This window comes from Caproiciproducens sp. CPB-2, assembly GCF_036287215.1.
GTDB lineage: Bacteria > Bacillota > Clostridia > Oscillospirales > Acutalibacteraceae > Caproiciproducens.
The window spans coordinates 1,022,687-1,045,737 of sequence record NZ_CP142860.1 but is presented as its reverse complement, the minus strand read 5'-3'; the positions used below and the strand labels follow the sequence as shown (position 1 = coordinate 1,045,737).

Sequence of the window (23,051 nt, the reverse complement as noted above, 5' to 3'; positions counted from 1 at the left end):
GAGAGCATCGCCGCAGGCGTCCCGAAAGCGAGAACTCCCCGGTTTATTAGACTCCCTCAGTCAGGCTTTGCCTGCCGGCTCCCTCACAGAGGGAGCCAAAAAGAAGTTGCTTTGCCTGACCGGCTGCCTGAAACGCCTAATGCGTTTTTCTCAGGCGCAGGACGGGGATTTTCTGAACGAATTTCAGCAGCGTATAAAGCATGGCCACATTCACCGGGAGTAAAAGCAGATTTGTCACGACGCGTACGGAGAGAACCACAAGAAAGGCCTTGCCATACATGATGGAAAGCCACAGGGAGTTCAGAAGGAAGTTCACCAGAACCATCACAATGGTATTGGCGGCCAAAACCCTCCATACCGTCACCGGTTTTTTGTAAAGAATGAGTCCGTAAACGAACCCGGAAAGAAAGGCGTTCAGGGTAAAGCCGGGAAAAAACGGACCCGCCGGGCGAAGCACGTAATTTACCACGTCCCCGATGGCCCCCACAATGCCGCCGACAACCGGGCCGTACAAAAAGCCCGACGTTGCGATGGTCAGAAAGGAAAACCGTATCTGCAAAATGTCGGAAACGGGTACGGTAAAAATGCCCAGAACGGCATTTAAGGCGATCAACAGCCCGCACATTGCAATGGTTGTTACGTTCCTCAGCTCCTGAACGGATGATTTAACAGACTGAAAAGAAAAACTCAAAGAAATTTCCTCCTTTATGTTGTGTATTCATCTGCTACATAAAAGAGGGAATCCTCAGAGTATGCAGCAGCGGGATGCGAATTTTGTACCGCAAGTTTCCTTTTCGTCCGCCTGACAACTCCCCGTTCAGGCGGCACTTAACGCACAAAATTCTACTCTGCCATAATTGTTTTCTGTTTGCCCCGTTACCCGGGGCGGCGCGTTTCTACAAAGCAGGGCCGCAACAGCACTGTTGCAGCCCTGCCTGAACGCTTAGTCAATCTCAACGGATACTTTCCCGTTGCTGCGGGTAGCGGCGGCGCGCATGACAATGCGAATCGCTTTGGCAATGCGGCCCTGCTTGCCGATCACCCTGCCCATGTCGTCTTCGGCAACGTGCAGGTGATAAACAACGGTTCCTTCCTCGTTGGGCTCGTCAACGTCCACGCGAACGGCGGACGGGTCTTCGACAAGTCCCTGTGCAATCGCAATCAGCAGTTCTTTCATTGTTTTATCCTCCGCGATTACAGTACGCCGTGTTTCTTGAACAGAGATTTCACGGTGTCTGTCGGCTGTGCGCCGTTAGCAATCCATTTCTTGGCCTTTTCAGCATCCACCTTCACGACGGACGGCTCCTCGAGCGGATTGTAATAGCCGATTTCTTCAATGAAACGGCCGTCGCGCGGAAAGCGGGAATCTGCAACAACTATACGATAGAAAGGAGCTTTTTTTGCACCCATTCTGCGTAATCTAATCTTTACTGACATGATGTTTCACCTCCACAAATTGATCAATATCTTCACCAAAAGGGAATTCCTTCTTGGATGAATTCAATTAAAACGGCATCCCCATGCCGGAAAAGCGCCGCTTTCCGCGGCCTTTCATCTGCTTCACCAGCTTCTGCATCTGCTCCAACTGCTTGATCAGACGGTTGACGTCCTCCACCTTCATCCCGCTGCCCGCGGCCATGCGCCGCTTGCGCGAGGGGTTGATGACGGACGGCTTGCTCCGCTCCTCGGGGGTCATGGAAAGAATAATCGCCGCCACACGGTCCATCTGACGGTCGTCGATGTCCACGTCCTTGAGCTGTTTATCCATTCCGGGCATTTTGGAAAGCACATTCTTGAGCGGCCCCATTTTCCTTACCTGCACCAGCTGGTCGAGCAGGTCGTTGAAATCCAGCTTGTTCTGCATCAGCTTCTGGGCGGTCTTTTCCGCGGCATTGCGGTCAAGCCTGCTCTGCGCGTCCTCAATGAGGGTGAGCACGTCGCCCATGCCGAGGATACGCGAGGCCATGCGGTCCGGGTGGAAAACTTCAAGGTCCTGCAGCTTTTCGCCGGTACCGGCGAATTTGATCGGCTTGCCCGTCACCGCGCGCACGGAAAGCGCCGCGCCGCCGCGGGTGTCGCCGTCCAGCTTTGTCAGGATCACGCCGGTGATGTTCAGCAGCTCGTCAAAGGTTTTCGCGACATTGACGGCTTCCTGGCCGGTCATGGAGTCCACCACAAGCAGAATCTCGTGCGGGCCGATCTCGTTTTTGATGTTTTTCAGCTCGTTCATCAGGACTTCGTCGATCTGAAGACGGCCGGCGGTATCGATCAGGACCATGTCGTTGCCGTAGTCTCTGGCGTGCCTGACGGCGGCCCTGCAGATTTTCACGGGGTCTTCCCGCCCCATTTCAAAAACGGGAACACCGGCGTTTTCGCCGACGACCTGCAGCTGTTTGATGGCGGCGGGACGGTAAATGTCGCACGCGACCAGAAGGGGCCTGTGGCCCTTGTTTTTCAGCATCAGCCCCAGCTTTCCGGCGTGGGTGGTTTTACCGGCGCCCTGCAGGCCGCAGAGCATGATAATGGTCGGGGGGGACGGAGGGCTGGCGAGCTTCGCGTCGCTTCCGCCCATCAGAGCGGTCAGTTCCTCGTTTACAATTTTAATCACCATCTGCGCCGGGGTCAGGCTTTCCATCACCTCGGTGCCGACGGCACGCGCGCTCACGGTATTGGTAAAGTCTTTGGCGACCTTATAGTTTACGTCGGCTTCCAAAAGGGCAAGGCGGACTTCGCGCATTGCTTCCTTTACGTCGGCCTCATTCAGTTTTCCTTTTGATTTCAGCCGTTTAAATGCGGCCGACAGCTTATCGGCAAGACCTTCAAATGCCAACAGGGGCCCTCCTTCCTATTCGCAGAGCTTTTGGGAAATATCAAGAATCAGCTTCGCGTTGTTTTCAAGCTCATTGGAATATATGTAATGATCGTTGTATTCTTTAATCTGTTCGGCAGCGGAGCTGATGTGCTCCAGACCGCTTCTCATCTCACGGAAACGGCGGGCCAGGCCCAGGCGCTCCTCCATGTCCAGCAGCTGAAATTCGGCGCGCTTGATGGAATCGCGTACCCCCTGGCGGGTAATGCCCTGGTTGTCCGCGATTTCGGAAAGCGATAAATCCTCGTTGTAGTAATATTCGATTACCTCGCGCTGTTTGTCGGTCAGCATATCCCCGTAAAAATCAAGCAATAACGATATTTCCAGATTTTTCGACATCCGATACCCCTCCATTCAGCCTGTAAAGTAATTAACTTTACAGTTACGAATTATACAATAAAACGCGGCGCTTGTCAATAGGAAAAAAGGCCGAAGCGCCGCGCTTTTTATTTTTCACCGGGATTGATTACAGAATCGATTTCAGCTGCTCTTTCAGGTAATCCTCCAGTTTAGCCATATCCACGGAAAAATTCAGCAGGAATTTCCTGTAGCGGACCTCCAGCCCGCTGATGCTGCCCGGGGCGTCGTTCGGCATTTCATAGGTGCCGAACATCGGCGGCGGCAGGTACAGGATATTGCCCTCCCGCCCGGCACCTTTCGGAAGGGAATCCATGGCATGGGAAAGCGCCCACGCGGGATCGACCGGCAAACGGCCGATTTTCACGGAGTTGACCGCGGCGCGGATCTCCTTTTTCGCGCTGTCCCAGCCGACCGTCAGGTTGGCGCTGACGCCCAGCTTCATCCCTTTGTAGGAAACGGGCAGATAGGCGTCAACGGTGTTGTCGCTGTTGACGGTAAGCCGCACTCCGGAAACGGCGCGCTGTCCGTTCTGCGCAAGCTTTTGGGTCATCAGCGCACCGACCTCTTCTCCGGTCAGCTCGGCCGGCTTTCCGGTGCCGGCGGCGACAAGGAGCTTTGCGGTCACCGCGGAAGAATCCGTTTCCCCGCCTGGCGCAAGGGGTGCGTTGGGGTCGTTCAGAGCCAGCGCAAACAGGATCCCGACGACCGCGAGCAGCAGAACAGGCACGGACACAAGAATGATCAGAGACCCTTTTTTTCGGGTTTGCGTCGTTTTCAGAACAATCTCCCCCTCTTTACAGAATCAGGACGAACGTACCGGCAGTAATCAGAATTCCCCCGAGAATGGTCTTCATGTCTATCTTTTCATGCAGGAACAGAAACGCGAGGACAATTGTGATGACCACGCTGAATTTATCGATCGGAGCGACCTTGGAAACCGGGCCGATCTGGATCGCCTTGTAATAAAAAAGCCAGGAAAGGCCCGTTGTGATGCCGGACAGGACCAAAAACAGCAGGCTTCTCTGTGTAATGTTTTTGATTCCGGTATTCGCTCCGGTAAAAAAGACGATTCCCCACGCAAGAACCAGCACCACAACGGTTCTGACCGCTGTGGCGAGATTGGAATTGACATTCTCGATACCGATCTTTGCCAGAATCGACGTCAAAGCCGCAAACAGCGCGGACCCAACTGCGTAAACAACCCACATCACGCCGCCTCATCTCCGATCATTATTTTAATTCCACAATGGTAACGCCGGCTTCTCCCTCTCCGAACACGCCCAGCCGGTAGCTGCGCACGTTCGGGTGCCTTTTCAGGTGCTGCTGCACGGCCGCGCGCAGGGCCCCCGTTCCTTTGCCGTGGATGACGGTGAGCTGCTCAATACCGCTGAGCAGCGCCGAATCGATAAACCGGTCGACATTCATAATGGCTTCTTCCGTCGTCTGCCCGCGCAGGTCCAGTTCGGTCGTCACCTTTGCCTGCGCCCTGCCCGTGACATTTCTGGTAACCGTCCTGCGCTTTTCCTTCCCTTTTTTCTCCTGCACCAGCCGCAGATTGGAAAGCGGCACCCTCGTCTGGATGATGCCCGCCTGCACCAGAACGTTCCGGTTGTTTCCCTCCGGCAGCTGCAGCACCGTTCCCTGCTTGTCAATATCGTAAAGCAGGACGGTATCCCCCACCTGCAGCGGACGCGGCAGCACATACGGGCCCTCGTCCTTTCTGCCGTGAATGGGATCGGCCGTTTCCTCCAGAACGCGCAGCCCGGCTTTCAGCCTTGCCTTCTGCTCTGCGGAGAGCGTTTTGTTCTGCTGTTTTTTCAGTTCTTCCATTTCGTTCAGAAGGGCGTCGATCTGCCCGCGGGTACGGGAAACCAGTTCGGAAGCCTGCTGGCGCGCCTTCCCGATCTCTTTGTCCGCCTCGGCCTGGATGCCGCTGCGGATTTCCTGCGCCTCCTTCTGCGCCCGGACGGCTTCCAGATGCGCCTGCTCCGCTTTGGTGCGTTCGCCCTCCAGCTTCTGGCGGCTGGTTTCCAGGCTTTGGACCACGTCCTCAAACCGTGTATTTTCACTGGATACCAGCTCTTTCGCGCGTTCCACAATTTCTTCTTCCATACCAAGGCGCAAAGAGATGGCAAACGCGTTGGAGCGGCCCGGTACGCCGATCAGAAGACGGTAGGTCGGCCGCAGCGTTTGTACGTCGAACTCGCAGCACGCGTTTTCCACGCCGTCTGTCTGCAGCGCATAGGCTTTCAGCTCCGCGTAGTGGGTCGTAGCGGCCACCCGCGCGCCCTTTTTGCGCAGAGCCTCCAAAATCGCCATCGCGAGCGCCGCGCCCTCGACCGGGTCGGTCCCCGCCCCCAGCTCATCCAGCAGAATCAGGCTGTTCTCATCCGCCTGACCGATGATCCGGATGATATTCGTCATATGCGCCGAAAAAGTGGACAGAGACTGTTCGATGCTCTGCTCGTCGCCGATGTCGGCCAGCACCTGATGAAAAACGGAAATCTCGCTGTTTTCCGCCACCGGCAGCATCAGCCCGCACATGGCCATCAGCGTAAGCAGACCCACCGTTTTCAGCGACACCGTTTTTCCTCCCGTGTTGGGGCCGGTAATCACCAAGGTGTCAAAATGAACGCCGAGTTCAATGTCCGTGGGGACGACCCGGTTCTTGTCAATCAGCGGATGGCGCGCTTTTTTCAGCAGGATTTTCCCCTTGTCGTTCACCGCGGGAAGGCTGGCCTTCATCTTATAGCCCAGGCTCGCCTTGGCGAAAATCAAATTCAGTTCCACCGCGGCGCGGTACCCGCTGATGATCCCGCTGGAAAAGTTTCCGGTCTCCGCCGAAAGCTCGGCGAGGATCCGCTCTATTTCCGCCTGCTCCTGCGACTGCAGCACCCGCACCTCATTGTTGGCCTCGACGACCCCCATCGGCTCCACAAACACGGTCGCGCCGCTTGCGGAGGTATCGTGCACCAGTCCGGCGATTTCCCCCCGGAACTCCGCCTTGACCGGCACGACGAACCGGCCGCCGCGCAGGGTGACGATCGGGTCCTGCAGATATTTCTGATAGAGCGGGGAACGAATCATTTTATCGAGCTGTTCCCGGACGCGGGAGGACGCGGAACGGATTTTGCGGCGGATGGACGCGAGCTGAACGGACGCGTTGTCCGACATTTCCTCTTCGGAAACGATCGCGCCGTAAATCCGGTCCTCCAGATATTTGTTGGGCATCAGGGAATCGAACCGCCAGTCCAGACAGCTTTTTACCCCCGCGCTTTTCGCGCGCCAGTCCACGATCCCGCGCAGCGTGCGCAGAACGCCCGCGATGCGCAGCAGCTCGGCCATGTTGAGCGTGCCGCCCGCCTCCGCGCGGCGCAGGGAATTGGTCATGTTGTACAGCCCGCCGAAGGACGGCGCGCCGAAGCGGGCCATCAGCGTAAAGGCCTCGTCCGTATCGGCCAGAAGCCGCTGTACCTCGGAAAGGGAAACGGACGGGGTAAGCCGCAAAGCGAGCTCCGCCGCGTCCTCGCACGCCGTTTCGGCCGCCAGCAGCTTTCGTATTTTATCAAGCTCCAAAGCCCTGTAATGTCTTTGCATCGTATCTTCCATAAGTTACCTCTACCTATTTCTATGAAAATGAAGTCTTCTTTATCCATGATATAAAGGCCGCCGAAACATCCTCTCCCCCTGCCCCCTCCCATTTCAGGAAAACTGCCTATTTGCGCTTTTATAAAAAGGGGAGGGGGCAGGGGTGGGGGAAAACACTCGAAGAGAAAGCGCTCTGGTCTCACCGGCATCGCCGGCGGTTTTGCTACACAAAAATAAACTGAGTGAAAAACATGTAAAGGAGCGTTCCTCCCCCGATGCTCAAAAGCGTATTATGTTTCCATTTGTGCAGAAAGACCACCGCCGCCACGGAAATCAGCTCCGGTGCGCCGAACGGCGCCGCAAAAACGGAGATCCCCTTCAGACAGTAGACGATCAGCATCCCCATCACCGCGCAGGGAAGCACACTGCCCAGATAGCGGACAAACGCCGGCGTCTCCCTCCCCTGCGGGAACAGGAGAAACGGCAGGGCGCGGGTAAACAGCGTGATCAGCGCGATCACGAAAATCAGGATCAGAGCCTGACCGGATGTCAGCGTCATACGGTTTCCTCCCTTTCAGCGGCTTTCCCGAAAAGGCTGAGGACGGCAGCGATCAGCGCCATGGAGGGCAGGATAAAATTCCCCGGCCCGAACACGGCAAGGCACAAAACGGAACCGCCCAGCCCGACAACGGCGGGAAAATGGTTCCTGTTATTTTCCCACTGATCCACAAAGATAACCGTAAAAAGCGCCGTCATTACAAAATCAATGCCCTTTGTATTGAAGGAGACCAGAGAGCCGATCAGGCCGCCCGCCGCCGCACCGGCGACCCAGTAAAGCTGGTCCAGAAGGGAAACCCAGAACAGAAACCGGTTCTCGTCGACGCCTTCCGGCGCGCGGGCGCTGCACAGCAGGGAAAAGGTTTCATCCGTCAGCGAAAAAATCATGTAAGGCTTTTTCTTTCCCATGCTCCTGAACCTCTCCAGCATGGGAATTCCGTAAAAGGTATGTCGGGCGTTGACCATCAGGGTCATCAGCGCCGCCTGCAGCGGCAGAAACGGGCCGGACAAAAGTCCGATTGCCACAAACTGCATGGAGCCCGCGTAGATAAACACGCTCATCAGCACCGCCCAGCCCCAGCCGTATCCTTTGCTGTTCAGCAGGATTCCGAAGGCGGCGCCTAAGAAAAGATAACCGAGCATCACCGGAATGGTGTGCGGAAAAGCCGCGCGCAGCGCGTTTTTATGCTTCAAAAAGTTTTCCCCCAATCATTCTAACCGTTCGTTGATTCGTCCTCTGTTTTCATCTGTCTGTAAAATTCCAGCGTATTGAAGCTGCGCTCCAAGGTGGATAAAACATACTGCTCGCTCGCCGCGGAAAGCTCCTTCAGCCCCTGCTTCGACAGGCTGAAGGAAAAAAGCTTCTCAAAATCGGCGTAAATAATATGCCGCAGGCCGGTCAGCGCGCCGCGGCTCAGCCGGACGGCGGGTTCCGCAGAATCCGCAAAGCAGTCCCTGCAATCAATCAGTCCCTTGCGGGGAAGGAAGAACATCTCCTCCGCCTCATAGCACGTACAGCCGGAACAGCAGATCAGATTGGGCATATACCCTGCGAGCGAGAGCATTTTCATTTCCACGATCGCCTTGATCTGTGCGTTCGGCCTTAAGCCCTTGCACAGAAAGTGAAGGGAATTGAGCATTAAACGCAAAAAATCCCCGGCCTCGGCTTCCTGCGGCGCCAGCGCACCCGCCAGCTCACAAAAATATTGGGCAAGGGAAAGACGCTCAATATCCCTGCGAAGGTCAAAAAAAACTTCAATGGGCTGCGCGTCGTCAATTATGTATTTATCCCGCCCCTTGAAAATCGTAAGGCGGGAATAACTGAAAAGCTGCGTCGCGGAAAGTTTGCTGTTTTTTAACTTTTTAGCCTGCTGCGCAAAAGCGCGCACAACCCCTTCCCCGCTTGTAAGTACGGTGACAAGGCGGTCGCTTTCACCCACGGAATTCTCCCTGATGATCAGGCCTTTGGTCTCTATCTGCATCCGCGCCCTCCCGCATCTGCCTTTCTTCATTACTGTGTTTGCATTGGCTGTAGATCAGATAATCGCTGATATTTCCGGTATGTTGAAAACAATTCCAAGCTGTTTGTTCATCCATATTTTCCGCTCCCTTTTCATTTTCTGATTTAAGTATTTGCCTTAATTCAGCTTATATGAGCGGTAAATAAATGAATTAAACCCATAATCAGACAAATTTCACTGCAAAAATGTGCTTTGTCTAACCGTTGAAGGAATTGCTGTCAAACCCAAGGCTGCGCAGAACCGCGGTGCGGTTGCGCCAGTCCTCTTTTACCTTTACCCAGAGCTTCAGATTGATTTTACAGTCAAAAAAACGTTCCATATCGGCACGGGCCAGCGTGCCGACTTTTTTCAGCATCGCCCCGTCCCTGCCGATGATAATTCCCTTATGGCTTTCCTTTTCGCAGAAAACCGTAGCCTCCATATCGGTGATGCCGCTTTTGTCCCCGCGCTCGTGCATGCTTTCCACCAGAACGGCAATGCCGTGCGGGACCTCTTTGCTGCACAGGCGCAGCAGCTTTTCCCGGATGATTTCCGCGGCCAGCACGCGCTCGGGCTGGTCGGTCAGCGTATCCTCCTCAAAAAAATGCCCGCCTGGCATCGCAAGCTTTTCCAGCTCGCCGGTAAGGTCCCCCACCCCGTTGCCGTCCATCGCCGAAACGGGGACCACGGCCTCGAAGTCGTAAAGCGCGGACAGTTCGGAGATCTGCGCCATCAAAACGCTCTTGTCCTGCAGCAGGTCGATTTTGTTGATCGCCAGCACCGCCGGGATTTCGATCGACTTGAACCGTTCGATCAGTTCCTGGTCCGCCGGCGAGATTTTTTTGCCCGCTTCCACTACCAGAAGGCAGGCGTCCACCCCGGAAACGGACTCCGTGACGGAGCGCACCATGTACTCCCCAAGCTGATTATGCGGTTTCAAAAGACCGGGCGTATCAATAAAGACCAGCTGGTATTCCCCCCTGGTCAGAACGCCCATGATACGGGTGCGCGTCGTCTGCGGTTTATTGGAAACGATAGCGACCTTCTGTCCGATCATCGCGTTCAAAAGGGACGATTTTCCCACATTCGGGCGGCCTACTATCGCAATAAAAGCGGATTTCTCCTGTTTCTGATCCACCATGGACTCTTCTCCTTATTTCTCTCGTTTTTTTCTGATATAATCGCGGATGCCGGTGGGTCCCATAACGATATAAACAATGCTTGCCGCCGTCACCGCAGCAAGCAGCAAAAGCATGGGCGGGCTGGAGGCAAAATACCGGAGGATCCTTCCGAAGGCCTCGGGCTGCCAGAAAACGCACACGCCCACCGCAGCCGCGAAAACGGCACAGACCAGAACCGCGCCCGCCGCCATATCCTTGATAATGCGCACCACGGGGTGAAAGCTCGCCGCCGTCAGGTCGCAGAGCTCCTCCGCGACGGTGTTGAACAGTTCGGCGGTCATCACCATGGCGGTTACAATCATAACGGCGGCATAGCTTGTCCGTGACATTTCAAAAAAGAACGAAAAGACAAATACATACAGTGCAGCCACCGTATGTATCCGCATATTCCGTTCATTATTGATGCAGTAGATGATTCCGCGAAAAGCATACCGAAAGCTTTTAAAAAACCGCAAGCTTATTCCTCATCCTCGTCCAATACATAGCTGCTTGTGCTGGGAAGGCCCAGCTGGGTCATGACCAGCTCTTCCTTCTCACGCATATGGACCCGCTGGATTCCGCCGTTTTCATGGTCGTATCCAAGCAGATGCAGCATGGAGTGCACGGAAAGGTAGCCCACCTCGCGCTCAAGGCTGTGGCCGTAGCGTTCCGCCTGTTCCACCGCCTTTTCCATGGAAATGACGATGTCGCCCAGAATTTTCGCACCGGTGGAATGGTTGATGTCGTACACGCCGTTTTCCCCCATGGGGAAGGAAAGCACATCGGTCGGGACGTCCTTTCCGCGGTACTGCCTGTTCAATTCATGAATCTGCTCGTTATTTACAAAGGTGACGCTGATTTCTGCGGGCGATCCGAATTTTTCCATACGCAGCACAGCGTTGCAGCAGCGCCGAACCAGCATGCGCAAACCCGTAGGAATTTTAACCTCTTTCTGCTTATTTTCAATGATAACTCTCACTTTTTCCATGGTCTTTAATGCCCGGCCTCCTCGTTTTTCTCATATGCTTTGATAATGTCCTGCACCAGTTTATGGCGAACGACATCTTTTTCATTGAACCGTACCTGTGCGATATCGTCAATGTCGCGCAGGATTTTCATGACGTCCTTCAGGCCGGACCTGCGCCCGTCCGGAAGGTCTATCTGGGTAATATCCCCGGTGATCACCATTTTGGAATTGAATCCCAAACGGGTGAGAAACATCTTCATCTGCTCGGGGGTCGTGTTCTGCGCCTCGTCCAGAATAATAAAGCTGTCGTCAAGCGTTCTGCCGCGCATATACGCCAGCGGGGCTACTTCAATATTGCCGCGCTCCACATACTTCTGGTACGTTTCCGCGCCCAGCATATCGAACAGCGCGTCGTACAGCGGGCGCAGGTACGGGTCCACCTTCTGCTGCAGGTCGCCCGGAAGAAAGCCCAGCTTTTCCCCCGCCTCCACGGCGGGACGGGTCAGAATAATGCGGTTGACCTCCTGCGCGCGGAACGCCGTAACGGCAAGGGCCACGGCCAAATAGGTCTTTCCGGTTCCCGCGGGGCCGACCCCGATGGTGATCGTGTGGTTTTTAATCGACGTACAGTACTTTTTCTGCCCGAGTGTTTTTGCCTTGACCGGCTTCCCTTTGGACGTTATACAAATGCAGTCCCCTGCAAGTGTTTCAATTTTATCTTCGCTGCCTTCATTTACAAGGGAAATACAGTAGCGGACGTTCTGTTCGCTTAAAGCCTCTCCCCGGTTGACGAGGGACAGCAGGCTGTCGATTGCGCGGACGGCCGGCGCGACGTCTTCCGGATCGCCGGAAACCTTGATTTCACTTCCGCGTCCGACAATGCCCACATGGTACTCTTTTTCGATCAGCCTGATATTTTCATCAAAGTTGCCGAAAAGAGCGACCGCCTGTTCCATGCGGTCAATATTGATCCTTTGTTCAAACATTCTATCTCCTTTTGAAGATTTGCCCAGCGGTGGAAAACCTTCCCTCAGATAAATTAGGTTCATTATAACACAGTAAGCCTATTAAGTCACCATGATTCATGACAAAAATATCATTATTTTATTAATATTTCCGATTCCCGGGCAATATTTTCCTCACATTTTGCTTGGATTGTGTAAATCAGCCCGGAATCGGTAAATCTGGCGTCCTCGCTGGCGGAAACGATCTTCGCGTCCTTCAGTTCCTCCTTCTTTTTCTGTTCCATCTGCTTCTTCGCCTCGGCAAGCGCCTGCTCTTTTGTCAGCGTGATAGTTTCCGTTCTTTCCTCCGTCCATTTCTCCTCGTAAAAACCCAGGGGCAAAACGGAATTCATCAGCTTCAGGTCGGTACGGACGCCCTGTGTCCGGTAGTTTCCCCGCGGCTTTCCCGCAAAGGTGAGCGGCACGCGCGCGCCGAAAAGGCACAGGCATCTGCGCGTAAGCGTTTTCCCCGTTGGCCTCACCTCGCTGCGCTTTAAATCGACTTCGGTCGAAAGGGTGCGGGAGGTTTCGGCAATGATTTTCCCCGCAGCGTGCCTGAGTGTGGAGTAGCCGAGGTTATCCTCGACAACACAGCTGATCAGCAGCTGCCCCTCCACAACGGCATCGCCCTCGCTGACCTGCGCGGTGCCGGTATAAACGTCCATGGAAAGGATCTGGCCCGTACGGGCCGCCTTGATATTGCAGATCGTTTCGCGCTTGTCGCCGACAATCAGCGGCCGGTCGACCTTTTCCTCCAGACGGACCTCCGCGGAGCATCCTCTGGTGTTGACCGAGAGCCACCCGATCCGGGGAAATTTCAGCATGAGCTTCTGCTGCAGCAGCTGGGGCTGTACGTTTGATTTCAGCGTGCCGGACGTGACGCCCAGGCGCGCCAGCTCCGCCTCGATCTGTTCGGTCGGGATGGAGGTGTTCCCTTTTACCTCGATGCTCCAGACATGGAGCGACAGCAGATGGACGATCACCATAAACAGAACGGCGCCCGCCAGAATCCCCCTGCGCCTGCGGATTCCCTTCGTAGCGAACGGAAAGCCGTGCCGCTCGCGGACTTTCAGCTTTGCGTTCGCTTTTCGCGCGCAGGGCCGCAGCGCGCGGTAGTTTTTTACGGCAACACAGGCTCCTCCCTCTTTTCCCGCCGCGATATCCCAAAGATAGATCCCGGCGCGGGCACAGTTGTTCAGAAAGCGTTCCTTGCTGCCGCCGACAACGGCAAACCGGGCGTAGCCGAGGAGCCAGCGCGTCAAATGTAAAGAAATCATCCCGCCACCTCACACAAGAAACTCTATTCCGGTCAGGAATCCCGTTACCACCAGGGAATCCGCCGTCAGGCATTTGATGACCAGGCCGCGCCCCGTGAAGCGCACAATCAGTTTTCCCGTCTTGATCCTGACCGCTTCGGTGCCGTATTCCAGCACGCCGCTGCAGCCGTCGACAATCACTTCCTGATTTCCGTTTATCTCCATATGAGTGGGCATCTGCATCGTTGACGTCAGCTTGCGGATATTGATTTTTTTCTCCAATTGAATCCCCGCCCTACATCGAATTTATCCTGTAAAGCCTATGCGGCGGGCGGCGTAAATATCCGCGAGGCGACATATATATAAAATGATGAAAGGGTGGATCGTCATGAGAATAAAACAGGGCCTGCTGCTGACTGCGACATTTCTGGCCGCCTGCGCGCTGCTGATTTTTCCTGCGGCGGCGGCGGCGGGTGCTAAAAACGGAATCGGATACTGCCTGCAGATTCTTGTTCCCTCGCTGTATCCGTTTATGGTGCTTTCCGTTTTTGTGGTCAAAAGCGGGCTGTCGGAAAAAATCGGACGGGTGTTTGAGGTTCCGTGCCGCACCGTTCTGAAGCTGCCGGGCAGTTGTGCCGCGACCATTCTGATGAGCGCGGTCGGCGGATACCCGACCGGGGCGCGCGGCATCGCGGCGCTTTATGAAAACGGCTCCGTCAGCGAAAAGCAGGCTTCGCGCATGCTCTGCTTCTGCGTCAATTCCGGCCCCGCGTTCGTGATTACCGCCGTTGGAGCCGGATTCCTGCACGACGAGCGCTCAGGGGTCATTCTGCTGATTTCACAGCTTGCCGCCTCCCTGATTCTGGCGCTGGTGTGCGGCATCGGCGCGGAAAACGAAGCTCCCGCACCCCGGGCGGGGAAAAAGCGCGTCAGGGGCCGGGCGGCGGACGCCCTGATTCTGTCCGCCGCGGACGCGGCGCGCGCCATGATCAACATGTGCTGCTTTGTCATCCTGTTCGCGGCTTTCCTGAATCTGCTGCGCCAGTGGGCGGCGGGGCCGCGCGCCGCCGCGGCGCTTTCGGCCCTGCTGGAGGTAACGGGCGGCTGCTCCGACCTGGCGAAGCTCCGGGCGCCGCTGTGGGCGGTTTCGCTCGCAATCGGCTGGGGCGGCATCTGCGTCCATTTCCAGGTTCTGTCCGCCGTTTCCAATATCCGTGTGAACCTGCCCCGTTTTATGCTGTTCCGCCTGCTCCACGGCATTACCGCCGCGGCGCTCACCTGGGCTCTGCTGTGCATCTTTCCGGAGGATGTGGAAGTGTTCAGCACAACGTCCCAGCAGCTCGCGGGTAACTTTTCCGGCTCCGTTCCCGCCGCCGCCGCGCTGATTGCGCTCTGCGCGGCGCTGATTTTCAGCCTGCCGCGCGAAAAGCTGGAAATGGAGGAAGAATAATGTTATAATAATATTGCCAAATTTTTCATGGAAAATGCAGGAATAAAAAAATCTCCCGCTTACGGCGGGCGGGAAATCCTATAGGAGAATCAAAATGTTTGGGAAAAAGAAAGCAAAGCTTTTCGGCAATCACATAGAGACGGACTGCAGGCACTGTGCAAACGGCTCCGATTTCGACGGCGCAAGCGTGTGCAGGCTCGGAAGATACCTCGACCCCGACGGCGGCTGCAGCCGTTTTGTCTACGACCCCTTAAAGCGCACCCCTGTGAGCATGCCTGCGCTCAAACCGCACAGCGCGGAGGAATTCAAGCTGTAGGAAAAAGCCCGATACATACGGAAAGCCGGCGCCATGTCAGACGCCGGCTTTCTTTTTTTACACTTTCGGGAACCGATTGGAACGGATTAAGCGACAGTGGCGACCGTAACGGGCGCTTTGTCGGAATTGATATAGAACCCCGCCGCCTGCCCGGATTTACCGACTGCCGTGACCTGATAGAAATAATCCTTGCCGGATTGCTTTACAAATTTCACCTGAAACACCTGAGAATTTCCCGAAACAAAGGCCGGTTTTTCATCAGCCGTCAGTTTGAAAACATACGTTTTTCCCCGGGAAACCTGAATCGGCTTTGTGGTATCGCACTTTACAGAGGAAGCCGCGGCCCCCACTGTGGCAACCAGCAGCTTGACCCCATTCACATAAACGCCAGCCTGATCGCCGGGTTTGCCGACAGCCGTCAGCTTGAAGTAATAATCGCTGCCGGAAATGCTGACCAGCTGTGTTTCAAATACACCGGCCGTACCGACGACAAGGGACGGAACCGCGCCGTTCGTACTGGTGATCTTGAACTGATAGGCGCCGTTCACGCTGAAATCCATCGTCGTGTCGCTGAGAAAGCTCGGAGCGGATGGAGTCGCGGGAGTATCGGAGTTGGAACCGGAGCTGGAATGATGATGGTCCGAATCAGAGTCCGAATCTGAATTTTTAGGAGTTGAAATTAAGGTAAAGGCTGAGAAAGAGGACGTCGTAAAGGAGGCGGACTTGTAGTCCGGACTGAAGGTAAGGGGCAGCATTTCCGTCTCATCCTCGTCCTCGTCGATCATGTGCTGGATTTGGTAGGTTTTGGATGGGTCATAGACAAAGGAAGCGGGAAGCTTGAACGTAACCGTTACAGGGATGAAAAGCTCGTGCGTTTCATCTCCGTCAACGGAGAGGTTCAGATTAAACGCGAGAAGCGCGTTCTCCGCCGTGGGAATAACCTGATTCATTTCCAATGTGACCTGGGCATCGTCCTCATCTCCCGTGATTCCGGAAGCGAGCAAAAGCCCGGATACGGACGGCTGCTCTGTTATTTTTTTGCCGCTGTCCTTAATGCTTCCACTGTTCACAGATACCGTCTTTGTGACAACGCCGTCCGTCAGCTTCGCAAGCAGGGATTCAAGGTTATCGATTGCGGCGGCGTCCAGTTTTTTCGTAACGTCCTCGCCGTAACCCTGAACGTTGGACACCGCGTCTTTGATGGCCGCCGACGTATCCGAATCGTTAACATCTGCTTCGGAGGCTTTCGGAAGCGCTTTAACAGCATCTGCCGCTTTCTTAACATCCTCGTCATACTTTGCCTGTTCTTCATCATGCTCTTGCTGACTCTGGACGGTTACCGCGCAGGAAGCAGTATACCCGCCATCCTCAGTGGTGACGGTGATCGTTGTCTTTCCAAGTTGTTGATAGGTCATCAGACCGTTTTCGTCAATCGTGGCAACCGCAGAATCGGAACTTTCCCATGTCACTTTTTTGTTTGTGGCATCGGAAGGCCTAAACTTCACACTCAACTGGCGTGTGGCGGGCAGCGCACCCCAATAAGTGATCCGGGTGGGCAGTCCATATATTCCTGTTACCGGTTTGACTTCCTGTGAATAAATGGAGACTGTAACAGTCGGAATGTGTATTCCGTCTTCCACTTTATAACCGTCGAGCACCGGCGTAAAGAGATAATTGCCTTCTTTATCCGGTGTAAATCCATCCTTGCATTCCCATTTGATGTCTTTGAGGGTTTCATGTGTTTTGTCGGAATAGTAGACCGTTAACGTATCTGAGAAAGGAATCTTCTGCTCCTCGGTTCCCTTCGGAAGTGTTAGTGTTTTGTCGGAGCCGGCAAAGCGAACAATGGTTTTGTCGGGTTCTTCCGGTGCGGTAATGGTATAGCAATACGCCTTGGTTTCATCACCGTACGAAACATAGTTGTTATTGCCCCACACCGCTTCGTCACCGGCGCGTACCATGGTGAGGAACTCAATCTTGCTTTCACCCAGCTTTGTGGTGTCGAGCTTGATCGTCCATGTTCCTGTGCCGCTTTCTTCATCATATTCATAAGCAATGTTTTCCCCGAGCGCTTCGACAGAGGTAACGGTTCCCTGATCATTAAACTCAGCGCCCGCGGCTTTCAGAAGCTTGATTGTATTTTCTTTCTCGTTTTCCTTGTCCTCAGGAATCTGTCCGAGCAGCTCATTTAAACTCTCCACCGTGAAATTTGCGGACACCGACGCATCCGCAAAAAGATTCAGCTGCACCGCTTCATTGTATGCTTTCCCTTCAGCATCGCGTCCTTCGCCTGCCTTGTCACCCAGATAAATATCGAGCTGCAGTTCGGAAAGGTAGATACCGCCCGTTGTTTTGAACGGAAAAACAAAAGATTGCTCCGTTTTAGCGGTCAGCGGCGTCTCAGGATCCCCCGCCGGGCCTTCCCAGTCTTCCTCAGCAGGGAACACCGCGCTCTCCGGTGCGGTCACGCTCACTTCTGTCTCCGCCAGTACCTCATTATCAACTGTTACGTTAACCAGTTGAATGGTTGCCGTATAATCGCCGGGCTGGCTGGCTACCAAATACACATCCGTGGTCGCATCAGCCAGTTGGAAACCTGCCGGTGGTCCCCATCCGGACTTGGCAATGTTCCACCAACAGTCATCGGTATCCTTTGCTATGAGCTGAACGTCATCGGTTTCTTCCCCGTCCTTATCAGTGCACTGAACGATCACTCTCACTTTGGTAAAATCCGAATCGCCCTTCTTGATGCTAACAGAGACAGGCGTCCTGCCTTCCGGATTGAAAGAGGAAATTTGCCCATTTTCGTCCTCTGCGAACTTTTCTTCCGTTAATACGGTTTCCGGGACGTTGCCCACCGTGAAATACGGTTCCCCGGAATCTTCCGTTGCAAACGCCGCGGTACCGGAAAAAGCCGTAACGGCCATGCTGAGCGCTAAAACCAGGGAAAGCGCCCTTTTTTGAATCTTCATTGTTTAATCCCTTCTTTACTTTATTTTGACGCATTTATTGAATAGAATCACTCACCCCTTTTTCCGACATGCGCCTGCCTTGATTTTTTGATTTTCTGCCAGAATTTCCCTTTGAGCATATTTTCATTATAATACTGCAAATTGCAGTATTCAAGTGTAAAAATCAACATTTTGCATGATATAGCAGGACGATTCCTTTCTGATTTTATAATGTGTTTATCAAAATATAGGATGGTGTAGAATTTGAAGGAGGCGTCTTTTGGAGCAAAAATAAAGGCACTGCGAACGGATTTGGATTTAAAACAGTCGGATGTAGCCGAGAAACTCGGGATTTCCCAGTCTGTTTACGGCAATTATGAGCAGGGCAAACGTAATCCAGACTTTGAAACCCTGGTGAACATCTGTGTGTTTTACCAAGTTTCGGCAGACTATCTTTTGGGCGTACCGACGGAAAGCGGCTGTTTCAGCGCGTTGTCCGGTACGTTACGGTCTATGCATCCCGCAGACCAACAGCGGGTGTGCGAATATGCTGAGATGCTGTGTTTTTACCGGAAACACAAAAAATGAAGGAGGCAGGAAAAATCCTGCCTCCTGACCGGCCCGGAAATTTGGGCCGTTTTTCGGAGTGGAAACCGAAGCGGACAAGCACTATCCCTTGCGGGGATACGTTTTCTTCCATTTCGGTTTCTCCGTATATTTTTTGGCGGGCGGCTTGCCTTTCGCACTTTCGGCAAAGCCGCTTTTTCCGGCTGCCTCTTTTTTGGCGGAGACCCTCTTTCCCTGTCCGGCGCCGGGCGCCATGGTACGGCGGCGGCGGAGCTCCGACTTCGGGGTCGGGGTGGTGATCAGCATGGGGTAGGGATTGTCCTGCACCACCGGAATGGTTTTCCCGATCAGCTTCTGAATATTGTGCAGGTCCGGCTTTTCGTCGATACAGCAGAAGGAAACGGCCGTGCCGCTCATTCCCGCCCTGCCGGTCCGGCCGATGCGGTGCACATAAGTTTCGGGAATCTCGGGGAGATCGTAGTTGAACACGCAGGACAATTCCTCAATATCGATCCCCCTCGCCGCGATATCCGTGGCCACAAGCACGCGGATGCTGCCGTTTTTAAAGCTGCTCAGCGCCGTCTGGCGGGCATTCTGCGATTTGTTCCCGTGAATGGCCTGCGCGTTGATATGGGCCTTTTCCAGCTCTCTTACCACCCTGTCGGCGCCGTGCTTCGTTCTGGTAAACACCAGCGCGGAGCGGATGGACTCATCCTCCAGAAGGGAGACCAGAAGCTTCCGTTTATTATCCTTGTCCACAAAATACAGGGATTGGTCGATCCTGTCGACCGTTGTCGCCGGGGGCGTAATTTCCACCTTTGCCGGATTGGTCAACAGGGTGTCAACCATTTCTTCGATCTCTTTGGGCATGGTCGCCGAAAACAGAAGCGTCTGCCGCTTCTGCGGGATTTTGGCAATGATTTTTTTTACGTCCGCGATAAAGCCCATATCGAGCATGCGGTCGGCTTCGTCCAGAACGAGGATTTCCACATTTTTCAGCTGAATATATCCCTGATTCATCAGGTCGTTCAGCCTGCCGGGCGTCGCAACCAGAATATCCACGCCGCGGCGCAGCTTCTCCACCTGCATTTTCTGGGATACGCCGCCGAACACCACACAGGTATGCAGCCGGGTGTAGCGGCCGTAGGAACGAAAGCTCTCATAGATCTGAAGGGCAAGCTCCCTTGTGGGAGTCAGAACCAGGGAACGGATTTTCCGCGGCTCTTTTTGATCCGCCGGGCGGCCGCTTAAAAGCTGCAAAATCGGCACCGCGAAAGCCGCCGTTTTGCCGGTGCCGGTCTGTGCGCACCCGAGAAGGTCCCTGCCGGCGAGCACAAGCGGAATTGCCTGCTCCTGAATGGGCGTCGGTACGGCATAGTTTTCTTTTTCAAGTGCATCCAAAATTCTGTGACTGAGGTTAAGGTCTTTAAAATCCATATTTACTCCTAATTTCATATTTATAGATAACCTGGCGCTTTTCTGTTTTCCACTACCATGTTCTATATTTTCAATTTTTAAAATTATAGCACAACTTTGCCCAATAGTCTAATGATCCCCGGAATGCATTCCCTTCATGGGTCCGATACCGGAACGGCGCGCATACTCTCCGTCCCGGAAACACATACTAACCGCGAAAGGAAGTGCTTTCATGAGCAAAGACATCAAAAAGGCGGTAATCAACGAACTCGACCGCCGGATTGCATTGCTGAAGGAACACCAGTCCGAGCGGATGATCACCACCGGCGATCAGTACGAAGAGCTGAACCAGGCCCTGTCAAAGGTGATCGGCGTACCGCTGACTGGGGAACTGGAAAGCATCAGGGAATTCGTTCAAACGCTGTGAAATATCGATAACTTGCGGAGGTAAATTATGTCTGATAATAAATTTGCGAAAAATCTGGAAAACAATCAGTATTTTCTCTCGCTGCCGAAATTTGTGCAGGAAAGCATCAAACAGACCAGCCCCGACGTGCGTTCGGAAGAGGATCTGCGCAAAATCGCCGAAAATCTGATCCGGGAAGCCGAGCCGGAGAAACCAAGCGGCACGCCCCGGTTCTGAGAAAAGCACACAGGCAGACGATAAAAATATCCCGTACCGGGGGCCTTCCGAAACTCATCGGATACCTCCGGTATTTTCATAGCCGGGCATTCCTTAACTTCATATTGACAAGCTGTTTGCTGTTTTCATAGTATATGACAGAACCGTCGAAAGGAGTTGAGGGTTAAAAATGTGTTGCAACTCTTGCTGGCGCTGGCGTCGGCGCAGATGGCGCTGGCGCCGCTGCCGTGGCTGTTTCTGATTCCGTAATTTCTGCCTCCTTAAAGTAACCGCGAACGTGTGGCGCCTGCTGTGACAGCGGGCGCCATTGCTTTTGCGCTCTTCCCTTCTCCCGCCATTTGGAGTATAATCGCAGATGAGGTGATATCGTTGAAAAAAGGAGTGTCTGTAGCGGGCTTCATTCTGGGCATTGTCATCACCGCCTGCGGTGCGGCCGTGACCGTTTTATGCTCTCTGGGATTTGCGAAAAAAGACTGATTTTCTCTTTTTTTAACTCTGATAACCGGCGGAAACCCGAACCGTTTTGCCGAGTCTCTAATATACTTTTATCAGGAAGGTCTGAATTTTTAGAGAGTCGGTGAAAAAAGATGTCATTTGGGCTTGCACTTTCAGGAGGAGGAACAAAAGGGGCTGCTCACGTAGGGGTCCTGCTTGCGCTGGAAGAAGCCGGGATGCGTCCCTCCTCCATTGCCGGAACCAGCGCCGGGGCTATCGTGGCCGGGCTTTACGCCACAGGGACGAATGCGCCGGCGCTGAAACAGATGGTTACGGATCTGTCCAAAACAGGGATATCCCTGTGTGATGCGGATTTTGTAAACCTTTTAAAGGCGGTGCCGCAGCTTTTGTTCCGCCATAAGATCGACATTACCGGGCTGTTCAAGGGAAACCGTCTGGAAAAGTTTCTTTGTGCGCAGACGGATAATAAAAATATTATGGACGCCAATATCAGAACCATTATTCCGGCGGTGGATATCAATTCGGGTGAAACTATTGTTTACACAAGCTCCCTGCGGAATGTCGCCGCGGTGGAAGGGGTAACGTGGAAAACGGATATCCCCATCTGTCAGGCGATCCGCGCGAGCATGGCGGTGCCCGCGGTTTTCCGGCCGAAGCTGATCGGCGACATGTGCCTGGTCGACGGCGGCGTGACCAACACCCTGCCGGTGGATCTTTTAATTGCGGCGGGCGAATCCAACGTTTTGGCGGTCGACGTCACCAAGGAGTACGAGGTGCCCGCCAGAATGAATATCATCGATATTACAACGCATTCCCTGTCCATCATGAGCACCCGTTTAAAGGAGTTGAGCTCCCACGGGGAAAAATTGCTGCTGAAGCCACAGCTGCCAAAGGAATCGGGGCTGCTGACGTTTGAGCAGATGGAGCAGTGCATGGACGCGGGCTACGAAGCGGCGCAGATGAGTATGGCCGCAATCAAGGCAATATTCAAATAATCCCCGGAACAAAGACGATCTATGCAAAAGAAACGGTGCTCTCTTAAAGAAAGAGAGCACCGTTTCTTATCCCCTTTTTAAATCATCTTTTCTTCTTCCAGATAGTTTTTCCACGCGCACAGCGCGTCCCGATATCTCCGGCGCGCAACCGGAATCACGCCGCCGTCCTCGAGCACGAATTCATTTCTGCGCAAACGCCTCACGCAGGAAAAATTGACGACATAACAGCGGTGGCAGGCATAGAACCGCCCCGCCGGAAGACGCCTGAAAAAATCGGTCAGCGGCCCGGCGGCGGTCAGAGTGCCGCCGTCTCTGCAATGCACCAGAATCATTTTGTTAAATACCTCAAGGTAAAAGATATCGCAAGCCGCCAGCACGGTGATCTCCCTTCCGGCGGTCTCCATCATACAGACAGAACTGTCTTCATACTGCCTGAACGCCCGGCAGAGCGCGGTATGCAGTTCCTGCTTCCGCACGGGCCTGAGCAAATAATGAACGGGCGCGGCGGCATAGGCGGCCAGAGCGGACTTTGCGTCGGAGGAGATAAAAACGATCGGGGAAAGCAGCCCGGAATCCCGCAGTTTTCCGGCAAACGCCACGCCGTCCTTTCCATCCAGCACGGTATCCAGAAAAAGGATGTGATACTTCGTTCCGGGGCTCGCGACCGCCGACTCCAGCTGTTCGCAGGCGGTGTATCTGTCACAGGAAAAGGCCGTACGCCGGCCGGCCAGGATTTCTTCAATCATTTTCTGCAGCTGTGCGGCGCAGTCCGGGTCGTTTTCACAGACGGCAATATGGTAAACCATCCTCTTTTTTTCCCTCCGATTTGCACATCCGGATCCCTTTTCCGGCAAAATGCAATTTTTTCTTTCCCAGCATATCACCGTATCAGATTGTTGTCTATAGGAAAAATAGCCGAAAATATTTCGTAAAAATCTACCGTCCGCTCTTCATTATCAACCATTCGCGCAAAAGCATTTGTTATTTCAAAAGTTT

Annotated in this window: 26 protein-coding genes and 1 riboswitch; of the genes, 6 read left to right on the top strand and 20 right to left on the bottom strand. The window is 54.1% G+C overall.

Going from position 1 to position 23,051, the window contains the following annotated elements; genetic code table 11:
* Nucleotides 1-136 precede the first annotated feature (136 nt).
* The 17 genes from VXK30_RS05170 to VXK30_RS05090 form a co-directional block, all read right to left on the bottom strand.
* Nucleotides 137-691 (bottom strand): folate family ECF transporter S component, encoded by a 555-nt coding sequence (locus VXK30_RS05170; RefSeq protein WP_275712833.1) that lies wholly within the window; start codon nt 689-691, stop codon nt 137-139.
* A 65-nt stretch (nt 692-756) separates the two neighbouring features.
* Nucleotides 757-853, bottom strand: a riboswitch (THF riboswitch).
* A gap of 90 nt (nt 854-943) precedes the next feature.
* Nucleotides 944-1,177, bottom strand: coding sequence for a KH domain-containing protein (locus VXK30_RS05165; protein ID WP_275712834.1), 234 nt, complete (start codon nt 1,175-1,177; stop codon nt 944-946).
* Nucleotides 1,178-1,194: 17 nt separating this feature from the next.
* The gene (rpsP, locus tag VXK30_RS05160; RefSeq protein ID WP_038323312.1) at nt 1,195-1,437 is read right to left on the bottom strand and encodes a 30S ribosomal protein S16; all 243 of its coding nucleotides are present in this window, start codon (nt 1,435-1,437) and stop codon (nt 1,195-1,197) included.
* A 67-nt stretch (nt 1,438-1,504) separates the two neighbouring features.
* Nucleotides 1,505-2,830 (bottom strand): signal recognition particle protein, encoded by a 1,326-nt coding sequence (gene ffh / locus VXK30_RS05155; RefSeq protein ID WP_275712835.1) that lies wholly within the window; start codon nt 2,828-2,830, stop codon nt 1,505-1,507.
* A 15-nt stretch (nt 2,831-2,845) separates the two neighbouring features.
* Nucleotides 2,846-3,208: a YlxM family DNA-binding protein gene (gene ylxM, locus VXK30_RS05150; protein WP_275712836.1), complete on the bottom strand. Its 363-nt coding sequence runs from the start codon at nt 3,206-3,208 to the stop codon at nt 2,846-2,848.
* Nucleotides 3,209-3,335: 127 nt separating this feature from the next.
* Nucleotides 3,336-3,962, bottom strand: coding sequence for a hypothetical protein (locus VXK30_RS05145; RefSeq protein ID WP_275712837.1), 627 nt, complete (start codon nt 3,960-3,962; stop codon nt 3,336-3,338).
* Between the two features lie 61 nt (nt 3,963-4,023).
* Nucleotides 4,024-4,437 carry an EamA family transporter gene (locus tag VXK30_RS05140; protein ID WP_275712839.1) on the bottom strand — a complete coding sequence of 138 codons (414 nt, stop codon included), beginning with the start codon at nt 4,435-4,437 and terminating at the stop codon, nt 4,024-4,026.
* Nucleotides 4,438-4,459: 22 nt separating this feature from the next.
* Nucleotides 4,460-6,826, bottom strand: coding sequence for an endonuclease MutS2 (locus VXK30_RS05135; RefSeq protein WP_442867949.1), 2,367 nt, complete (start codon nt 6,824-6,826; stop codon nt 4,460-4,462).
* A 214-nt stretch (nt 6,827-7,040) separates the two neighbouring features.
* Nucleotides 7,041-7,376 (bottom strand): branched-chain amino acid transporter permease, encoded by a 336-nt coding sequence (locus VXK30_RS05130; protein ID WP_275712842.1) that lies wholly within the window; start codon nt 7,374-7,376, stop codon nt 7,041-7,043.
* Complete coding sequence (locus tag VXK30_RS05125; RefSeq protein WP_442867950.1) at nt 7,373-8,017, bottom strand: AzlC family ABC transporter permease; 645 nt, start codon at nt 8,015-8,017, stop codon at nt 7,373-7,375. The genes VXK30_RS05130 and VXK30_RS05125 overlap by 4 nt, the downstream gene beginning before the upstream one ends.
* 71 nt (nt 8,018-8,088) lie before the next feature.
* The gene (gene recO, locus VXK30_RS05120) at nt 8,089-8,856 is read right to left on the bottom strand and encodes a DNA repair protein RecO (RefSeq protein ID WP_275712846.1); all 768 of its coding nucleotides are present in this window, start codon (nt 8,854-8,856) and stop codon (nt 8,089-8,091) included.
* Between the two features lie 235 nt (nt 8,857-9,091).
* Entirely contained in the window at nt 9,092-10,015 is a 924-nt protein-coding gene (gene era / locus VXK30_RS05115; RefSeq protein ID WP_275712848.1) for a GTPase Era, read from the bottom strand.
* A 12-nt stretch (nt 10,016-10,027) separates the two neighbouring features.
* Nucleotides 10,028-10,510 carry a diacylglycerol kinase family protein gene (locus VXK30_RS05110; RefSeq protein WP_275712850.1) on the bottom strand — a complete coding sequence of 161 codons (483 nt, stop codon included), beginning with the start codon at nt 10,508-10,510 and terminating at the stop codon, nt 10,028-10,030.
* A 2-nt stretch (nt 10,511-10,512) separates the two neighbouring features.
* A complete protein-coding gene (ybeY, locus tag VXK30_RS05105; RefSeq protein WP_038323234.1) occupies nt 10,513-11,022 on the bottom strand; it encodes an rRNA maturation RNase YbeY in 510 nt (169 codons plus the stop codon).
* 5 nt (nt 11,023-11,027) lie between these two features.
* Nucleotides 11,028-11,987, bottom strand: a complete 960-nt coding sequence (locus VXK30_RS05100) for a PhoH family protein (protein WP_275712852.1) — start codon at nt 11,985-11,987, stop codon at nt 11,028-11,030.
* Nucleotides 11,988-12,100: 113 nt separating this feature from the next.
* Nucleotides 12,101-13,282 carry a sporulation protein YqfD gene (locus tag VXK30_RS05095; protein WP_275712854.1) on the bottom strand — a complete coding sequence of 394 codons (1,182 nt, stop codon included), beginning with the start codon at nt 13,280-13,282 and terminating at the stop codon, nt 12,101-12,103.
* Between the two features lie 9 nt (nt 13,283-13,291).
* Nucleotides 13,292-13,543 carry a YabP/YqfC family sporulation protein gene (locus VXK30_RS05090; RefSeq protein WP_275712855.1) on the bottom strand — a complete coding sequence of 84 codons (252 nt, stop codon included), beginning with the start codon at nt 13,541-13,543 and terminating at the stop codon, nt 13,292-13,294.
* Nucleotides 13,544-13,649: 106 nt separating this feature from the next.
* On the opposite strand from VXK30_RS05090, the gene VXK30_RS05085 reads away from it, so the two are divergent.
* Together VXK30_RS05085 and VXK30_RS05080 are read left to right on the top strand one after the other, a co-directional pair.
* On the top strand, nt 13,650-14,711 hold the full coding sequence (locus VXK30_RS05085) for a sporulation protein (RefSeq protein WP_275712856.1): 1,062 nt from the start codon (nt 13,650-13,652) through the stop codon (nt 14,709-14,711).
* Nucleotides 14,712-14,805: 94 nt separating this feature from the next.
* Nucleotides 14,806-15,027: a hypothetical protein gene (locus VXK30_RS05080; RefSeq protein WP_275712857.1), complete on the top strand. Its 222-nt coding sequence runs from the start codon at nt 14,806-14,808 to the stop codon at nt 15,025-15,027.
* A gap of 86 nt (nt 15,028-15,113) precedes the next feature.
* Here the strand turns inward: VXK30_RS05080 and VXK30_RS05075 are convergent, their stop codons facing one another.
* The gene (locus VXK30_RS05075; protein WP_275712858.1) at nt 15,114-17,999 is read right to left on the bottom strand and encodes an Ig-like domain-containing protein; all 2,886 of its coding nucleotides are present in this window, start codon (nt 17,997-17,999) and stop codon (nt 15,114-15,116) included.
* A gap of 243 nt (nt 18,000-18,242) precedes the next feature.
* On the opposite strand from VXK30_RS05075, the gene VXK30_RS05070 reads away from it, so the two are divergent.
* Nucleotides 18,243-18,566, top strand: a complete 324-nt coding sequence (locus tag VXK30_RS05070) for a helix-turn-helix domain-containing protein (RefSeq protein ID WP_275712859.1) — start codon at nt 18,243-18,245, stop codon at nt 18,564-18,566.
* A gap of 81 nt (nt 18,567-18,647) precedes the next feature.
* Here VXK30_RS05070 and VXK30_RS05065 read toward each other — a convergent pair whose 3' ends face one another.
* On the bottom strand, nt 18,648-19,982 hold the full coding sequence (locus tag VXK30_RS05065; protein WP_275712860.1) for a DEAD/DEAH box helicase: 1,335 nt from the start codon (nt 19,980-19,982) through the stop codon (nt 18,648-18,650).
* A 211-nt stretch (nt 19,983-20,193) separates the two neighbouring features.
* Here VXK30_RS05065 and VXK30_RS05060 point away from each other — a divergent pair, with 211 nt between their 5' ends.
* The 3 genes from VXK30_RS05060 (at nt 20,194) to VXK30_RS05050 (ending at nt 22,055) form a co-directional block, all read left to right on the top strand.
* Nucleotides 20,194-20,388, top strand: a complete 195-nt coding sequence (locus tag VXK30_RS05060) for a hypothetical protein (protein WP_275712861.1) — start codon at nt 20,194-20,196, stop codon at nt 20,386-20,388.
* 27 nt (nt 20,389-20,415) lie between these two features.
* Nucleotides 20,416-20,604: a hypothetical protein gene (locus VXK30_RS05055; RefSeq protein WP_275712862.1), complete on the top strand. Its 189-nt coding sequence runs from the start codon at nt 20,416-20,418 to the stop codon at nt 20,602-20,604.
* Nucleotides 20,605-21,191: 587 nt separating this feature from the next.
* Nucleotides 21,192-22,055, top strand: coding sequence for a patatin-like phospholipase family protein (locus tag VXK30_RS05050; protein WP_275712864.1), 864 nt, complete (start codon nt 21,192-21,194; stop codon nt 22,053-22,055).
* A gap of 77 nt (nt 22,056-22,132) precedes the next feature.
* On the opposite strand, the gene VXK30_RS05045 is transcribed toward VXK30_RS05050, so the two are convergent.
* Entirely contained in the window at nt 22,133-22,861 is a 729-nt protein-coding gene (locus VXK30_RS05045; protein WP_275712866.1) for a LytR/AlgR family response regulator transcription factor, read from the bottom strand.
* Nucleotides 22,862-23,051 lie beyond the last annotated feature (190 nt).